Raw genomic sequence first — 14292 nt, forward strand, 5'->3', positions numbered from 1 at the left:
CGTGGTGATTTGCGTTGGTAGGCCGCTCACTGCAGGCTCAGCCAGGGGAAATCGTCCCAATTGATCAGCGCGCGTCTTTAGGGATTGCCTGCCCGGTCCTACCGCCCCTGCGGACTACTTTGCGCGCGGGCGCGGGCGCGGGCCAATGCGGCTTCGATGATGGCGCGTTTGCGGTCCAGTTCAGTAGGTTCAGTGATCTTGGATGCAGCGGCCAAGTCAGCCAGCTTGGCTTCGGCCTTGGCTTGCAGGCGTGCATTGTTTTCAGACCTTGCGCGGGTGTCACGCAGTTTGTGAAAGGCGTAGCGCTCGCGTGCTTGATCCGCTTGCTCGGGACTCCAGGCGGCCCATGCGCTGCGGTCTTCCGTGACATTGATCAGGGCAATGCAATCGACTGGGCAGGCCGGCACACACAACTCACAGCCTGTGCATTGGTCCGCCACAACCAAATGCATAGCCTTTGGCGCGCCCACGATGCAGTCGACCGGGCAGGCTTTGATGCACAGCGTGCAGCCGATGCACCAAGCTTCATCGATCACCGCCAGGGTGCGCGGGCCTTCAACGCCGTGTTCCGCGCTGAGGGGCAGGCGCGGCTGCCCCATCAGGGCGGCCAGGCGAGCGACCCCTTCATCACCGCCTGGCGGGCATTGGTTGATGCCCGCCAAGCCTTGAGCCACGGCCTGCGCATAGCTGTGGCAGTCCGGGTAGCCGCACCGGGTGCACTGCGTTTGGGGCAGGGCAGCGTCGATGCGGGCTGTCAGGCTTTCGGTGGCGCTGTCAGTATTGAGTGAGCAGGATGGGATCAAGCGGGTTTCTTGCTGCGGCTGGTTCGCGAGGGTGTGGGTGCCTGGGCTGCTTTGGTTGCTGGCACCGCGGACACCTTGGGTCCCACAGGGGTCTCCGCTGCGGCTCGTACGGCAGGCTCTGCCGCTTGCACGGCGTTAGGCTTGTCGTAGGAAAGGATGAAGCTCTTCACTTCGGGATAAACATTCTCGCGCCAGCGACGGCCCGAGAAAATCCCGTAATGGCCCGCGCCAACGGCGTCGTAGTGGAACTGGTGCTCTTTGGGTACGCTGGCACACAGCTCATGGGCCGCGCGCGTTTGGCCTGCACCGGAGATATCGTCCAACTCGCCTTCAATGGTCAGCAAGGCGGTGCCGGTGATGTCCTGCGGGCGAACCTGCTGGCCATTGACGAACCAAGTCCCGTTGACCAAGGAGAAATCCTGGAATACGACCCGGATGGTGTCGAGGTAATACTCGGCCGGCATGTCCAGCACGGCGTTGTATTCGTCGTAGAACTGGCGATGCGAGTCGGCGCTGTCGTCATCACCTCGAACCAGATCGAGGAAGTAGTCGTAGTGGGAGGTGACATGCCGGTCGGGGTTCATTGCCACGAAGCCGGTGTGCTGCAAGAAGCCGGGATAGACGGCTCGCCCAGCGCCCGGGAAATTGGTCGGGACGCGGTAGATGACATTGTTCTCGAACCAGCTGTAGCTGCGGTTCATGGCCAGATTGTTGACTGCAGTCGGGCTGCGGCGGGCATCAATGGGGCCACCCATCATGGTCATACTGCGGGGCGTTTGCTCGCCTGCCGACGCCATCAAGGAGATGGCGGCCAGCACCGGCACTGTGGGCTGACACACCGAAATCACATGGCAGTCGGGCCCGACGTGGCGGATGAAATCCTGGACATACGCGATGTAGTCGTCCAGATGGAAGGCGCCCACTTCTAGCGGCACCATACGGGCGTCGGTCCAGTCGGTGATGAACACCTTGTGGTCCTTCAACAACTGCCGAACCGTGTCGCGCAGCAAGGTACTGTGGTGACCCGACAGCGGCGCCACGACCAACACGGTGGGCTGGTCTTTCATCTTCTGCAGCACGGCCGGGTCGTCTGTGTAGCGCTTGAAACGCAACAGGCGGCAGAAGGGTTTGGTGACAGGAATCAACTCCTGCACCGCCACCTCGACACCGTCTACCTCCACGCCCCGAATGCCAAACTCAGGCTTTTCGTAGTCTTTGGCCAGCCGGTGCATCAAATCCAGACCTGCCGACACCCGCTGGGACAATGGCGAATGCGAGAACGGCGACAGGGGGTGGCTGTAAAGTTTGGCCGATGCGCTGGCGAACTCCGAGAAGGGGCTCATCAAGGCGCGCTGAGTTTCAAAGAGTTGATACAGCATGGGATGGACTCGGGTTGGCGGAAAGGTGAATTCTGGTCATCATGCCAGAATTTGTGCGCTGCAGCATTTTAACAAAAGAATGAAAACAGGCCAGATCTGCTTTTACGTCGCCTGGCTTGTAAGAAACTTACACAAGATTTTGAGCCTCCCCTTGGCGACCGCCAAGCACCCGGCTGAGTTTGAAGCTCTCGCCTGAGGGAGTAATGCGCATTTGGATTCGACTTTTGCGGCCGCAAAGCACTGCGGGCCACCTCTTGCAAGGTGACCCGCAGTGAGTGGGCGAGTTGGTGCCGGCAGTTTGACGAGTTAGGCCTGCATGACTGCTGCCATAGCCTGAGCCACAGCGGGCAGGTTTTTGGTGTTCAACGCGGCCACGCAAATGCGGCCAGAGTCAACACCATAAATGCCAAACTCACTGCGCAGGCGCTGCATTTGCGCGGCATTCAGGCCTGAGTAGCTGAACATGCCCTTTTGGCGCGTCACGAAACTCAGGTCGGTGGTCACACCCGCGGTATTCAGGGCCTCAACGAGCGCTGAGCGCATCGCGCGGATGCGCAGACGCATGCCAGCCAGTTCCTCCTCCCACAGCGCGCGAAGCGCCGGCGTGCCCAGCACCATAGCCACAACTTGCGCGCCATGCGTGGGAGGGTTGGAGTAGTTGGTGCGAATCACGATTTTCAGCTGACTCAGGACGCGGGTGCATTCTTCGGCCGAAGCGCAAACCACGCTCAGGGCGCCAACGCGCTCGCCGTACAGCGAGAAGCTCTTGGAGAAGCTGGTGGAGACAAAGAAGTCCAGGCCGGCGGCCAGAAATTGCTGGATCACGGCGCCGTCTTCGGCGATGCCTTCGCCAAAGCCTTGGTAGGCCATGTCGAGAAAGGCCACCAGGTTGCGGGCTTTGACGGCTGCCACCACTTGCGCCCATTGGGCGGGGCTGAGGTCATAGCCGGTCGGGTTGTGGCAGCAGGCGTGCAGCACGACCACGGTGCCCTCGGCTGCGGCATTCAAGGCGGCTAGCATGCCGTCGAAGTTGATGCCCAGTTGATCGGCGTCGTAGTACGGATAGCTGCCGACTTGAAACCCAGCGTTGGTGAACAGCGCGCGGTGGTTTTCCCAGCTGGGGTCGGAAATCAGCACTTGTGCGCCCGGGTTCAGGCGCTTGAGAAAGTCGGCGCCGATCTTCAGGCCGCCGGTGCCCCCAATGGCCTGCACGGTGGCGACGCGATGGTCCTGAACCACGGCGCTGTCGGCGCCAAACACGAGGCCCTGCACGGCTTTGTCATAGGCGGCAATGCCGTCGATCGGCAGATAGCCGCGAGCCTTCGGGTCGGCCTGCATGGCGGCTTCAGCTTGGGCGACGCACTTCAACAGAGGCAATTTGCCGTTTTCGTCGAAGTAGACGCCCACGCCCAAGTTGACCTTGGCGGGGTTGGTGTCAGCGTTGAATTGCTCATTGAGACCCAGGATGGGGTCGCGGGGGGCCATTTCGACGGCGGCAAACAAAGACATGGGGATTCCTGACGGGACGTTGGCGGTATCAAGGGAAAAGTGGAGCTTGACAGGACTTGCGCGCGGCTCCCGCACGAAACGGGGCCGACTGCGCTAATCTGTCAGGTTGCGCAGCGGTCCCGATTTTAGGGGCTGCCACGTCGGCTTTTGCCGGTTTTCCGGTTGCCGCCATGATTCAGGAACCCCAGCATGCAAGATTCATCGTCCGTCAGTCTCATTGACGAAGCCAACGAGCAGGCAGATCGGCCGAAGGGCGAGTTCGTCTCTTTCGAAGGCTCGCCGTTTGAGCTGTTTCAGCCTTTTCCGCCTGCGGGTGACCAGCCCACGGCCATTGCGCAACTGTGCGAGGGCATCAACGACGGCCTGAGTTTTCAGACGCTGCTGGGTGTGACCGGGTCGGGCAAAACCTTCACCATGGCCAATGTGATTGCCCGTCTAGGGCGCCCGGCCATCATCTTTGCGCCCAACAAGACGCTGGCGGCGCAGTTGTACAGCGAGTTCCGCGATTTCTTTCCCAACAATGCGGTGGAGTACTTCGTTAGTTACTACGACTACTACCAGCCCGAGGCCTATGTGCCGCAGCGCGATCTCTTCATTGAGAAGGACAGCGCCATCAACGAACACATTGAGCAGTTGCGGCTGTCGGCCACCAAGAGCCTGATGGAGAGGCGCGACGTGGTGATCGTGGCCTCGGTCTCGGCCATCTACGGTATCGGCAATCCGGCGGACTATCACCAGATGGTGATGACACTGCGCATCGGCGACAAGATGGGGCAGCGCGACGTGATTGCGCAGCTGATTCGCATGCAATACACCCGCAACGAGGTGGAGTTCAGCCGCGGCGCGTTTCGGGTGCGCGGCGACACCATTGATGTCTTTCCTGCTGAGCATTCTGAGTTGGCCTTGCGCATCGAGCTGTTCGACGATGAGATCGAAACCCTGCAACTCTTCGACCCGCTCACGGGCAAGGTTAGGCAGAAGATTGTGCGCTTCACCGTATACCCCAGCAGTCATTACGTGACGCCGCGAGAACGCGTGCTGGCCGCGATGGACGGCATCAAGGAGGAATTGCGGGTACGGCTTGGCGAGTTCGTGCGTGATGGCAAGTTGGTGGAGGCGCAGCGGCTGGAGCAGCGCACCCGGTTCGACCTGGAAATGCTGCAAGAAGTGGGGCATTGCAAGGGGATTGAGAACTACACCCGGCATCTGTCGGGGGCGCAGCCTGGTGAGGCACCGCCTACGTTGATCGACTATCTGCCGCCCGACGCTTTGATGTTTTTGGACGAGAGTCACGTGCTGATCGGCCAGTTCGGCGGTATGTACAACGGCGACCGGGCGCGCAAGACGACGCTCGTGGAATATGGCTTTCGGCTGCCTTCGGCGTTGGACAATCGGCCGCTCAAATTCGATGAGTTCGAGCGCAAGATGCGGCAGGCGGTGTTTGTGACAGCAACACCGGCGGTCTACGAAAAAGACAATTCCGGCCAAATTGTTGAGCAGGTGGTGCGTCCCACAGGTCTGGTGGACCCGGTGGTGGAGGTGCGCCCAGCCACGCACCAGGTCGACGACGTGCTGCAGGAGATTCGCGAACGCGTGGACGTCAGCGAGCGTGTGTTGATCACGACCTTGACCAAACGCATGGCTGAGCAACTGACGGATTACCTCAGCGACAACGGCGTTAAGGTGCGTTATTTGCACTCTGACATCGACACCGTGGAGCGGGTGGAAATTCTGCGCGATCTGCGGCTTGGCGCCTTTGATGTGCTGGTGGGCATCAACCTGCTGCGGGAGGGGCTCGACATTCCAGAGGTGTCGCTCGTCGCCATTTTGGATGCCGACAAAGAGGGCTTCTTGCGATCCGAGCGCAGCTTGATTCAGACCATTGGGCGGTCGGCCCGTAATCTGCGGGGTAAGGCGATTCTTTATGCCGATCGCATCACCGATTCAATGCGCCGCGCCATGGATGAAACCGAGCGTCGCCGGACCAAGCAGCTGGCGTTCAACGAGGCCAATGGCATCACGCCACGCTCCATTGTCAAGCGCATCAAGGACATGATTGACGGCGTGTATTCGGAAAAGTCCGGGCGCGATGATCAAAAGCTGCTGCAGGCAGCTGCCGTTGAAGAGTTGTCCGAGAAAGACCTCAGCAAGCGCATGGCCTTGCTGGAGAAGCAAATGCTGGAGCACGCACGCAATCTGGAGTTTGAAAAAGCGGCGCGGGTCCGTGACCAATTGGCGGCGCTTCGCGAGCAGGCCTTTGGCGCCGTGGTGCATGACCACATTCAGCCCAACGCCTCGTCCTAATCCGTCCAAAAGGCCTGGATATTGGGTGGTGCAACGAAGTCGGCTGCAAGGTTTGCAGTAATTGAGTAAAATGGTCGGAAATAGGCCAGGGTATACCCGCGAAGACCATTTCGCTGAGGTTCCTGCCCGGCATTTCGCGCGTTTGCGAGGTGTCTCGGCTTTGTTGCGCGAAGGAGTGTTTGATGCGTCTCACCACCAAAGGTCGTTTTGCCGTTACCGCGATGATTGATCTGGCCCTGCGAGAAAACAGCGGGCCGGTGGCACTTGCGGCAATCAGCCAACGCCAGCAAATTTCGCTGTCCTACCTGGAGCAGTTGTTCGGCAAGCTGCGCCGCCATGAACTCGTGGAAAGCACGCGGGGCCCGGGCGGCGGCTATTCGTTGGGCCGCAAATCCAGTGAAATCACCGTGGCCGACATCATTGTGGCGGTGGATGAACCCATCGACGCCACCGGGTGCGGTGGCCATGAAAACTGCATGGGCGAGAACACAGGCAAGTGCATCACGCACGAACTGTGGACCAGCCTGAATGCGAAAATGATCGAATACCTGGACTCGGTCTCTCTGCGCAAGTTGGTGGAAGACCAAGTGGCCAAGGGCGTAACGATTGAGGAAGCCTCGATCAAACGTGCCATTTCCAGCCAACCCGTGGTCAAACCGATTCGGGTGACCGCCCCCAATTCCGTGTTCGCCCTGGGCAACGCTTTCAACAAGTAAGCCAGGCCGCGCCTTATTCAATTTTTCTGCCACTCATCAAAATGACACCGCATTTCCCCATCTATATGGACTACGGCGCGACCACGCCGGTCGACCCCCGTGTTGTGAGCGCCATGGTGCCTTGGCTCGGCGAGCATTTTGGCAACCCTTCCTCGCGCAGCCATGCCTGGGGCTGGGAGGCTGAGGCGATTGTTGAAAAGTCTCGCGAGCAGGTGGCAGCCTTGATCGGGGCTGATCCGCGTGAAATTGTCTGGACATCGGGCGCAACCGAGTCGATCAACCTCGCCATCAAGGGCGCGGCGAACTTTTACAAGAGCCGTGGCAAGCACATCATCACCCTGAAGACGGAACACAAGGCGGTGTTGGACACCTGCCGCGAGTTGGAGCGTCAGGGTTTCGAGGTGAGCTATCTCGACGTTGAAGAAAACGGGCTGCTTGATCTTGATAAATTCAAGGCGGCGATCCGGCCCGACACCATTCTGGTTTCGGTGCTGTTCGTTAACAATGAAATTGGGGTCATTCAAGACATCGTTGCGATTGGCAACCTGTGCCGCGAGCGTGGCATCATTTTTCACGTTGACGCGGCGCAAGCCACCGGCAAGGTCGAGATCAATGTGGCCGAGTTGCCGGTTGACCTGATGAGCCTGGCTTCGCACAAGACCTACGGCCCCAAGGGCATCGGCGCCTTGTTCGTGCGCCGCAAGCCGCGTGTGCGCTTGGAAGCACAAATGCACGGTGGCGGTCATGAGCGTGGCATGCGCTCGGGCACCCTGGCCACCCACCAGATCGTGGGCATGGGTGAGGCTTTCCGCATTGCGCGTGAAGAAATGGCCGAGGACAACGCACGTATCGGCGCCTTGCACAAGCGCCTGTTGGCTGGCTTGCAAGACATCGAGCAGGTGTTTGTCAACGGCGATCTCGAGCGCCGTGTGCCGCACAACCTGAACATCTCCTTCAACTATGTGGAGGGCGAGTCGCTGATCATGGGCGTGAAGGGCTTGGCCGTGTCGTCGGGCTCGGCGTGTACCTCCGCGAGTCTGGAGCCCAGCTATGTACTGCGCGCACTGGGCCGCAGCGACGAGTTGGCGCACTCCAGCCTGCGCATGACGATTGGCCGCTTCACCACCGAAGAAGAAATCGACTACGCCATCGCCACGTTGAAAGACCGTGTGGCCAAGCTGCGTGAGCTATCGCCTTTGTGGGATATGTACAAAGACGGCATCGACATCAGCGCGATCCAGTGGGCCGCCCACTGACGACGAATTTGGGGCTGCGTTGTGTCGCAGCCGTTTCCACAGGCCCGGCCCCTTTGGGGCGGGCCTTGTGGATGTGTAAAGACTGCAAGATTGGAGAACATCATGGCTTACAGCGAAAAGGTCGTAGACCACTATGAAAACCCACGTAATGTGGGCGCCTTCGAAAAGGGCGATGACTCCGTGGGTACCGGCATGGTGGGCGCGCCCGCCTGCGGCGATGTGATGAAGTTGCAGATCAAGGTCAATCCGGTCACGGGTTTGATTGAGGACGCCAAGTTCAAAACCTATGGCTGCGGCTCGGCCATTGCGTCGAGCTCCTTGGTGACGGAGTGGGTCAAGGGCAAATCCTTGGATCAGGCGCTGGACATCAAGAACACCGAGATTGCCGAAGAGCTGGCGTTGCCGCCCGTGAAGATCCACTGCTCCATCCTGGCTGAAGATGCCATCAAGGCCGCAGTGGACGACTACCGTGCCAAGCATGGCACTGTCGCCCAGTAAATTGACATATTTGGAAAAAGAGAAGGATTGCGCATGTCAGTGACCTTGACTGAGGCGGCTGCACGCCACGTGACGCGCTATATCGCCAAGCGTGGGCGTGGCGTCGGCGTGCGTTTGGGTGTGAAGACCACCGGCTGTTCAGGCTTGGCCTACAAGCTGGAATATGCCGACGAAGTGGCCGCTGAAGACGTGGTGTTCGAAGGCCATGGCGTGAAAATCCTGATCGATCCTAAAAGCCTGCCTTATCTGGATGGGACGGAGTTGGACTTTGTTCGCGAGGGCTTGAATGAAGGTTTCAAGTTCCGCAACCCCCGCGAGAAGGATCGCTGCGGTTGTGGTGAGTCCTTCCGCGTGTAAAGTATTGCGCCCGCGGTTGGACGGTCGGTGCACACAGCGCGGCGCAGTGCCGCGCTTTTTTCTGGCCTCCAATATCTATAGAAACCTTGGCAGTCAATCACCATGAACCTCAGTGACGACGATTTCAGTCTGTTTGGGCTCCCCCATCGGCAGGCTCAGGATCGGGCCGAAATTGACGCGCGCTGGAAGGCCTTGCAGGCCAAGGTGCATCCGGATCGATTCGTTGCCGAAGGCGCTGCGGCGCAACGCCTGGCCATGCAATGGGCCATGCGGGTGAATGAAGCGCAGCAGCGTTTGAGGGATCCACTCAAGCGCGCCGCCTATTTGTGCGAGTTGCGCGGCGCGGCACTGCAGGCTGAGAGCAATACGCGCATGCCTGCGGCTTTCTTGATGGAGCAGATGGCTTGGCGAGAGGGTCTGGATGAGGCGCGCGGCGCTGCTGAGGTTCAGGCGATAGACGATGAGGTGGCCGCGCGCGAGCAGGCGCTGCTGGCGCGTGTGCAGCAATTGCTCGATGAGGAGAATGACGCAGTGGCGGCCGCCGAACAAGTGCGCGCCTTGATGTTCATTCACCGTTTCCGTGCCGATATCGATCGGCGTCTGGACGCCCTCGGGCAATAAATTTCGACGGGCGTTTGGGCGCCCTGATTAAAAAGAACATGGCACTCCTGCAAATTTCAGAACCGGGTCAATCGCCCAATCCCCACGAGCGGCGGGTCGCTGTCGGCATTGACTTGGGCACCACCCATTCTTTGGTGGCCGCGGTGCGCCACGGTGTGTCGGAGTGCCTGGTGGACGAACACGGGCGGGTGATTTTGCCGTCGGCGGTTCGCTATCTGGACGAGGGCCGCCGGCAAATTGGCGCGGAGGCACTGGCCGCGCAGGCCGAGGACCCCGAAAACACGGTGGTCTCGGTCAAGCGTTTCATGGGTCGTCGCCTGCAAGACATCGGGGAGTCGCGGCAGTTGCCGTACCGGTTTGAAGACACCCCGGGCATGTTGTCCTTGCACACGCGGCATGGCCTGAAATCTCCGGTTGAAATTTCAGCCGAGATATTGGCAACCTTGCGTTTCCGCGCTGAAGACACCTTTGCCGACGACGTGTTTGGCGCGGTGATCACGGTGCCGGCCTACTTTGACGACGCACAGCGCCAGGCGACCAAAGATGCCGCTCAAATGGCGGGTTTGAACGTGCTGCGCCTGATCAACGAGCCCACCGCGGCGGCCATCGCCTACGGGCTGGACAATGCCAGCGAAGGTTTGTATGCGGTCTACGACTTGGGGGGCGGCACCTTCGATATTTCATTGCTGCGCTTGAGCCGTGGTGTGTTCGAAGTGGTTGCCACCGGTGGCGACGCGGCCTTGGGTGGAGATGACTTTGACAGTGTGCTGGCGCAGTGGGCGTTGGCGCAGGCCGGGCTAACGCCGGAGACGGCTCACGACAAACGGGCGGTGCTGGTGGCGGCACGCGTGGCCAAAGAGCAACTGTCGAGCCAGGATGCGGTTCAGTTGCAAGCCGTGCTCGATGTGGGGTCTTTGAATGTGACCATCAGCCGCGCGCAATTCGAGGCACTGGCCGAGCCGCTGCTGACCAAAACCCTGACGGCAGTGCGCCGCGTTTTGCGCGACGCCAAGGTGAAGGCGGACGAAGTGCAGGGCACCGTGATGGTGGGCGGATCAACCCGCATGCCGTGTGTGCGTACGGCGGTCAGTGCGCTGTTTGGGCGCGAGGTGCTGGTCAATCTGAATCCGGACGAAGTGGTTGCCCAAGGCGCGGCGATTCAGGCGAATCAATTGGCTGGGAATGCCGCGGACGGCGACATCTTGTTGCTGGACGTGATTCCGCTGTCTCTTGGCTTAGAGACCATGGGGGGGCTGGTTGAGCGCATCATCGAGCGCAATGCCACCATTCCCGTGGCCAAGGCGCAGGACTTCACCACCTTCAAAGACGGTCAAACGGCCTTGGCGGTGCACGTGTTGCAAGGCGAGCGGGAATTGGTGAGCGAATGCCGCTCGCTTGCACGCTTTGAGCTGCGCGGCATTCCGCCCATGGTGGCCGGCGCTGCGCGCATTCGCGTCACCTTTCAGGTCGATGCCGACGGCTTGCTGAGCGTCTCCGCCAAGGAGATGGTGTCCGGCGTTGAGGCGGCGGTGCAGGTCAAGCCCAGTTACGGTTTGTCTGACGAACAAATTGCCAGCATGCTGAAAGACGGTTTCTCTAGTGCCGAAACCGATATGGCCGCACGCAAGTTGCGAGAGGCCCGGGTTGAGGCTGAGCGCATGTTGCTGGCCACCCAGTCGGCCTTGGCTGCAGACGGTGACCTGCTGAACGCCGCTGAACTGGCGGTGCTTGCCACATTGCAGCAAGGCTTGGCCGACGCAGCGCTAACGGAGGATGCCAACGCCATCGACGTGGCGGTCAAGGCGCTGGCCGATGGCACCGAAGGCTTTGCCGCCGCCCGCATGAATCGCGGAATTCACAAGGCCCTGACCGGCCGAAGCATCGAACAAATCTAGCCCGATCAGATCAAGGACGGCTCGCCATGCCCATCATTAAAATTTTGCCGCACCCTGAGTATTGCCCTGAAGGCACGTCGGTCAGCGCACCGGCCGGAACCTCCATCTGCGAGGCGCTGTTGGACAACCACATCGCCATCGAGCATGCTTGCGACATGGTGTGCGCCTGCACCACCTGTCACGTGGTTGTGCGTGTCGGGCAGCGTTCGCTCTCGGAAATGGAAGAGGGTGAAGAAGACATGCTGGACCGCGCTTGGGGCCTGGAGCCCGATTCGCGCCTCAGTTGCCAGGCCATTCTGGGCCTGGCGGACGTGACCATCGAGATCCCCAAGTACTCGATCAATCACGCCAAAGAAAATCACTGAGCGAACAGGCGGCCACCATCATGCTGGTTCTGGGGTTTGAGTCTTCCTGCGACGAAACAGGGGTTGCACTGGTCAAGGTGCCAGAGCAGGGCGCGCCGCAATTGCTGGCGCAGGCGCTGCACAGCCAGATCAGCATGCATCAGGCTTATGGTGGTGTGGTGCCGGAATTGGCCTCGCGCGACCATATCCGCCGCGTCTTGCCTTTGACCCGTGAGGTCTTGTCGCAAGCCCAGGTGAGCCTGCAGGATGTCGACGTGATCGCCTACACGCAAGGCCCTGGTCTGGCCGGTGCCTTGTTGGTGGGGGCGGGTGTGGCGGTGGCCTTGGCTGCGGCATTGGAGAAGCCGACGCTGGGCATCCATCACCTGGAAGGGCATTTGCTGTCGCCCTTCTTGTCGGCTGACGCGCCGGAGTTTCCCTTTGTCGCCTTGCTGGTTTCAGGCGGCCATACCCAACTGATGCGTGTCACGGAGGTGGGGCATTACGAAATTTTGGGCGAAACCATTGATGACGCCGCAGGCGAGGCATTCGACAAGAGCGCCAAACTGCTGGGCTTGCCCTATCCCGGTGGCCCCCACCTCGCCAAGCTGGCCTTGAGTGGCGATGCGCTGGCATTCACGTTGCCGCGTCCCTTGTTGCACAGCGGCAAACCTGATTTCAGTTTTGCCGGCTTGAAAACCGCGGTGTTGACCCAGGTCAAGCGCTTGGGTGACAGCCCGAGCGATCAGCAAAAGGCCGACCTCGCTGCTGCCACGCAGGCCGCAATCGTCGAGGTGCTGGTAAAAAAATCAATGCTCGCGCTGAAGCAAACAGGCCTCAAACGCCTGGTGGTTGCCGGTGGCGTGGGTGCCAACAGCCTGTTGCGTGAACAACTCAATGCAGCTTGCGCCAAACGCGGCGTGCGCGTGCATTACCCTGAGCTGAGTCTGTGCACCGACAACGGAGCCATGATTGCCATGGCTGCGGCCATGCGGCTGCAGCGGGGCGTCGCGACGCTGCAGCCCGGCCAAGCCGGTGCAGGTGGGTTTGAAGTGCGCCCCCGGTGGCCTTTGGATATGCGAGTCGCATAGCCGCTTGCCGGGAGAGGGGGGGCGACGCCGGCTGCGTTCTCCGAGGTTCAGCTGACCGTCAGATGGCTGGGGCCGCTGGCTTCGCGCTTGAGCAGGGTCAAGGTCAATACACCGTTTTCCAGGCGTGCGGTAGAGCCCGTCTGATTCAACTCTTGTGGCAAGGTCACTTTGCGGGAAAAGCGGGTAACGGCACGCTCCCGGTGAAGGGCGCGGGGCGCGTTTTCTGCAGCAGGCTCAGGCTTACTTTGTTCGCCGTCGATGCTGACGTGGCGGCCGTCGATGGCGATTTTCACCGCCTCCTTGGTGACGCCGGGCATGTCGAGTTGCAGGATATAAGCGAGATCGGTTTCGGCTGCATCCAGCGCCGGGCTGCGCAGCGCGACGGCGCCTTCGTCCTGGCCATTGAACATGCGTTCAATTTGTGCCGAGAGCTCGCTGGCTTGACGATGGCGCAGGGTGGGGCGGCTGGTGACTGGAAAAACAAACATGCTGGACTCCTGTGATGACTGAGGTTGCAGGGGTGCGGCATGGATTCCGCCGTAAAGGCGCTGGTTGGCATCCCCTTGCTGGACTACATGGGCCTGCCAAAAACCGAATCAAGGGTGATAAAAATATTCTCAAACCCTAGCTTGGAAGCGCTGGACTTGTCCCGACATGGGCGGGCTGCTCAAATGTGAAGGGGCGCTCATGGCCCAAAGCTTGGGGGTGTTTGCGTTCTGGTCTATAATCGACAGGTTTTGTTGTTAGGCTTTCCTGTGCCCTTCGTTTTTGGGGTGCGGTAGCCGGGCAGCAGATCAAGATCGAAAGATCGAAAGATCGAAAGATCGAAGAAGAGAGCACGGCTCGGGTTGGTTTCACCCGTGTCCGCAAGTCAAACCAATGGAAACCGTTTGTGTGTCGCGATTTTGTTGCGGCCCGGCGGCTTCCGACATTCAAGGAACGCAAACATGTCAGTCGCCGATCTGAACAAGGCAGAAATCGTCAAGGCAAACGCTCGCAGCGCCAACGACACCGGCTCGCCGGAAGTCCAAGTGGCTCTGCTGACCGCTCGCATCAACGGTCTGATGCCTCACTTCAAGGCCAATATGAAGGACCACCACAGCCGTCGTGGTTTGCTGAAGATGGTCAACACGCGTAAGAGCTTGTTGTCCTACCTGAAGTCCAAAGACGCCACACGTTATACCGAACTGATCCAGAAGCTGGGTCTGCGCAAGTAATTTCCGTGTGAAACAAGAGAGCCTGTCTGGGTATTTCGCCTGCACAGGCTCTTTGTTTTTTGAGCGACTCGCGTGAGTGGCGCAAAGATCGACGTTGTTGTTGATCTGTCGTAAGTACGAAGTTTGTTTCGGAGTTGAGCTGACGTGGCGCTGCTGTGTCATTCCAAAGCTTCTGCAGTCATCGGGCTGATCAGACGCACTGGAATGGCATCCCGCCAAACCCAGACTCACTCCCGGTCATGGGGCGGGCCGCCAAGCCGCCCCGTAACAGCCTAGGGCGCCGCGCAATGCAGGCCCCAGGC

At 60.2% G+C, this 14292-nt stretch carries 14 protein-coding genes; 10 read left to right on the top strand and 4 right to left on the bottom strand.

Translation table 11 applies throughout. The features are described 5' to 3' along the window. Positions 1-98 precede the first annotated feature (98 nt). The 3 genes from rsxB to PRZ01_RS07895 form a co-directional block, all read right to left on the bottom strand. Complete coding sequence (gene rsxB, locus PRZ01_RS07885) at positions 99-803, bottom strand: electron transport complex subunit RsxB (protein ID WP_273596225.1); 705 nt, start codon at positions 801-803, stop codon at positions 99-101. Beyond that, entirely contained in the window at positions 800-2182 is a 1383-nt protein-coding gene (locus tag PRZ01_RS07890; protein WP_273596226.1) for a polyhydroxyalkanoate depolymerase, read from the bottom strand. Before PRZ01_RS07890 ends, rsxB begins: the two co-directional genes overlap by 4 nt. Before the next feature lie 306 nt (positions 2183-2488). Then, entirely contained in the window at positions 2489-3691 is a 1203-nt protein-coding gene (locus PRZ01_RS07895) for an amino acid aminotransferase (protein WP_273596227.1), read from the bottom strand. A 189-nt stretch (positions 3692-3880) separates the two neighbouring features. On the opposite strand from PRZ01_RS07895, the gene uvrB reads away from it, so the two are divergent. From uvrB to tsaD, 9 genes are all read left to right on the top strand, one after another. Continuing rightward, on the top strand, positions 3881-5995 hold the full coding sequence (gene uvrB, locus PRZ01_RS07900; RefSeq protein ID WP_273596228.1) for an excinuclease ABC subunit UvrB: 2115 nt from the start codon (positions 3881-3883) through the stop codon (positions 5993-5995). A gap of 182 nt (positions 5996-6177) precedes the next feature. Further along, a complete protein-coding gene (locus PRZ01_RS07905; RefSeq protein ID WP_273596229.1) occupies positions 6178-6711 on the top strand; it encodes a Fe-S cluster assembly transcription factor in 534 nt (177 codons plus the stop codon). A 35-nt stretch (positions 6712-6746) separates the two neighbouring features. Then, complete coding sequence (locus PRZ01_RS07910; protein WP_273596422.1) at positions 6747-7967, top strand: IscS subfamily cysteine desulfurase; 1221 nt, start codon at positions 6747-6749, stop codon at positions 7965-7967. 102 nt (positions 7968-8069) lie between these two features. Then, the gene (gene iscU, locus PRZ01_RS07915) at positions 8070-8465 is read left to right on the top strand and encodes a Fe-S cluster assembly scaffold IscU (protein WP_273596230.1); all 396 of its coding nucleotides are present in this window, start codon (positions 8070-8072) and stop codon (positions 8463-8465) included. A 33-nt stretch (positions 8466-8498) separates the two neighbouring features. After that, the gene (iscA, locus tag PRZ01_RS07920) at positions 8499-8822 is read left to right on the top strand and encodes an iron-sulfur cluster assembly protein IscA (RefSeq protein WP_273596231.1); all 324 of its coding nucleotides are present in this window, start codon (positions 8499-8501) and stop codon (positions 8820-8822) included. A 102-nt stretch (positions 8823-8924) separates the two neighbouring features. Next, positions 8925-9443, top strand: a complete 519-nt coding sequence (gene hscB, locus PRZ01_RS07925; RefSeq protein WP_273596232.1) for a Fe-S protein assembly co-chaperone HscB — start codon at positions 8925-8927, stop codon at positions 9441-9443. Between the two features lie 38 nt (positions 9444-9481). Continuing rightward, a complete protein-coding gene (gene hscA, locus PRZ01_RS07930) occupies positions 9482-11338 on the top strand; it encodes a Fe-S protein assembly chaperone HscA (RefSeq protein ID WP_273596233.1) in 1857 nt (618 codons plus the stop codon). A gap of 26 nt (positions 11339-11364) precedes the next feature. Continuing rightward, positions 11365-11703: an ISC system 2Fe-2S type ferredoxin gene (fdx, locus tag PRZ01_RS07935; RefSeq protein WP_273596234.1), complete on the top strand. Its 339-nt coding sequence runs from the start codon at positions 11365-11367 to the stop codon at positions 11701-11703. 20 nt (positions 11704-11723) lie between these two features. Further along, on the top strand, positions 11724-12773 hold the full coding sequence (gene tsaD, locus PRZ01_RS07940) for a tRNA (adenosine(37)-N6)-threonylcarbamoyltransferase complex transferase subunit TsaD (protein ID WP_273596235.1): 1050 nt from the start codon (positions 11724-11726) through the stop codon (positions 12771-12773). A gap of 47 nt (positions 12774-12820) precedes the next feature. Here the strand turns inward: tsaD and PRZ01_RS07945 are convergent, their stop codons facing one another. Beyond that, positions 12821-13261 (bottom strand): Hsp20/alpha crystallin family protein, encoded by a 441-nt coding sequence (locus tag PRZ01_RS07945; protein WP_273596236.1) that lies wholly within the window; start codon positions 13259-13261, stop codon positions 12821-12823. A 459-nt stretch (positions 13262-13720) separates the two neighbouring features. Here PRZ01_RS07945 and rpsO point away from each other — a divergent pair, with 459 nt between their 5' ends. Next, positions 13721-13990 carry a 30S ribosomal protein S15 gene (gene rpsO, locus PRZ01_RS07950; protein ID WP_273596237.1) on the top strand — a complete coding sequence of 90 codons (270 nt, stop codon included), beginning with the start codon at positions 13721-13723 and terminating at the stop codon, positions 13988-13990. Positions 13991-14292 lie beyond the last annotated feature (302 nt).

The sequence above is a fragment of the Roseateles koreensis genome (genome assembly GCF_028595305.1).
Lineage (GTDB): Bacteria > Pseudomonadota > Gammaproteobacteria > Burkholderiales > Burkholderiaceae_C > Paucibacter_A > Paucibacter_A koreensis.

What these genes read in the sequence shown, in the direction of transcription:
- PRZ01_RS07890 (WP_273596226.1), bottom strand. Translation starts at nt 2,182, where the DNA reads ATGCTGTATCAACTCTTTGAAACTCAGCGCGCCTTGATGAGCCCCTTC.
- PRZ01_RS07895 (WP_273596227.1), bottom strand. Translation starts at nt 3,691, where the DNA reads ATGTCTTTGTTTGCCGCCGTCGAAATGGCCCCCCGCGACCCCATCCTG.
- uvrB (WP_273596228.1), top strand. Translation starts at nt 3,881, where the DNA reads ATGCAAGATTCATCGTCCGTCAGTCTCATTGACGAAGCCAACGAGCAG.
- PRZ01_RS07905 (WP_273596229.1), top strand. Translation starts at nt 6,178, where the DNA reads ATGCGTCTCACCACCAAAGGTCGTTTTGCCGTTACCGCGATGATTGAT.
- iscU (WP_273596230.1), top strand. Translation starts at nt 8,070, where the DNA reads ATGGCTTACAGCGAAAAGGTCGTAGACCACTATGAAAACCCACGTAAT.
- iscA (WP_273596231.1), top strand. Translation starts at nt 8,499, where the DNA reads ATGTCAGTGACCTTGACTGAGGCGGCTGCACGCCACGTGACGCGCTAT.
- hscB (WP_273596232.1), top strand. Translation starts at nt 8,925, where the DNA reads ATGAACCTCAGTGACGACGATTTCAGTCTGTTTGGGCTCCCCCATCGG.
- hscA (WP_273596233.1), top strand. Translation starts at nt 9,482, where the DNA reads ATGGCACTCCTGCAAATTTCAGAACCGGGTCAATCGCCCAATCCCCAC.
- fdx (WP_273596234.1), top strand. Translation starts at nt 11,365, where the DNA reads ATGCCCATCATTAAAATTTTGCCGCACCCTGAGTATTGCCCTGAAGGC.
- tsaD (WP_273596235.1), top strand. Translation starts at nt 11,724, where the DNA reads ATGCTGGTTCTGGGGTTTGAGTCTTCCTGCGACGAAACAGGGGTTGCA.
- PRZ01_RS07945 (WP_273596236.1), bottom strand. Translation starts at nt 13,261, where the DNA reads ATGTTTGTTTTTCCAGTCACCAGCCGCCCCACCCTGCGCCATCGTCAA.
- rpsO (WP_273596237.1), top strand. Translation starts at nt 13,721, where the DNA reads ATGTCAGTCGCCGATCTGAACAAGGCAGAAATCGTCAAGGCAAACGCT.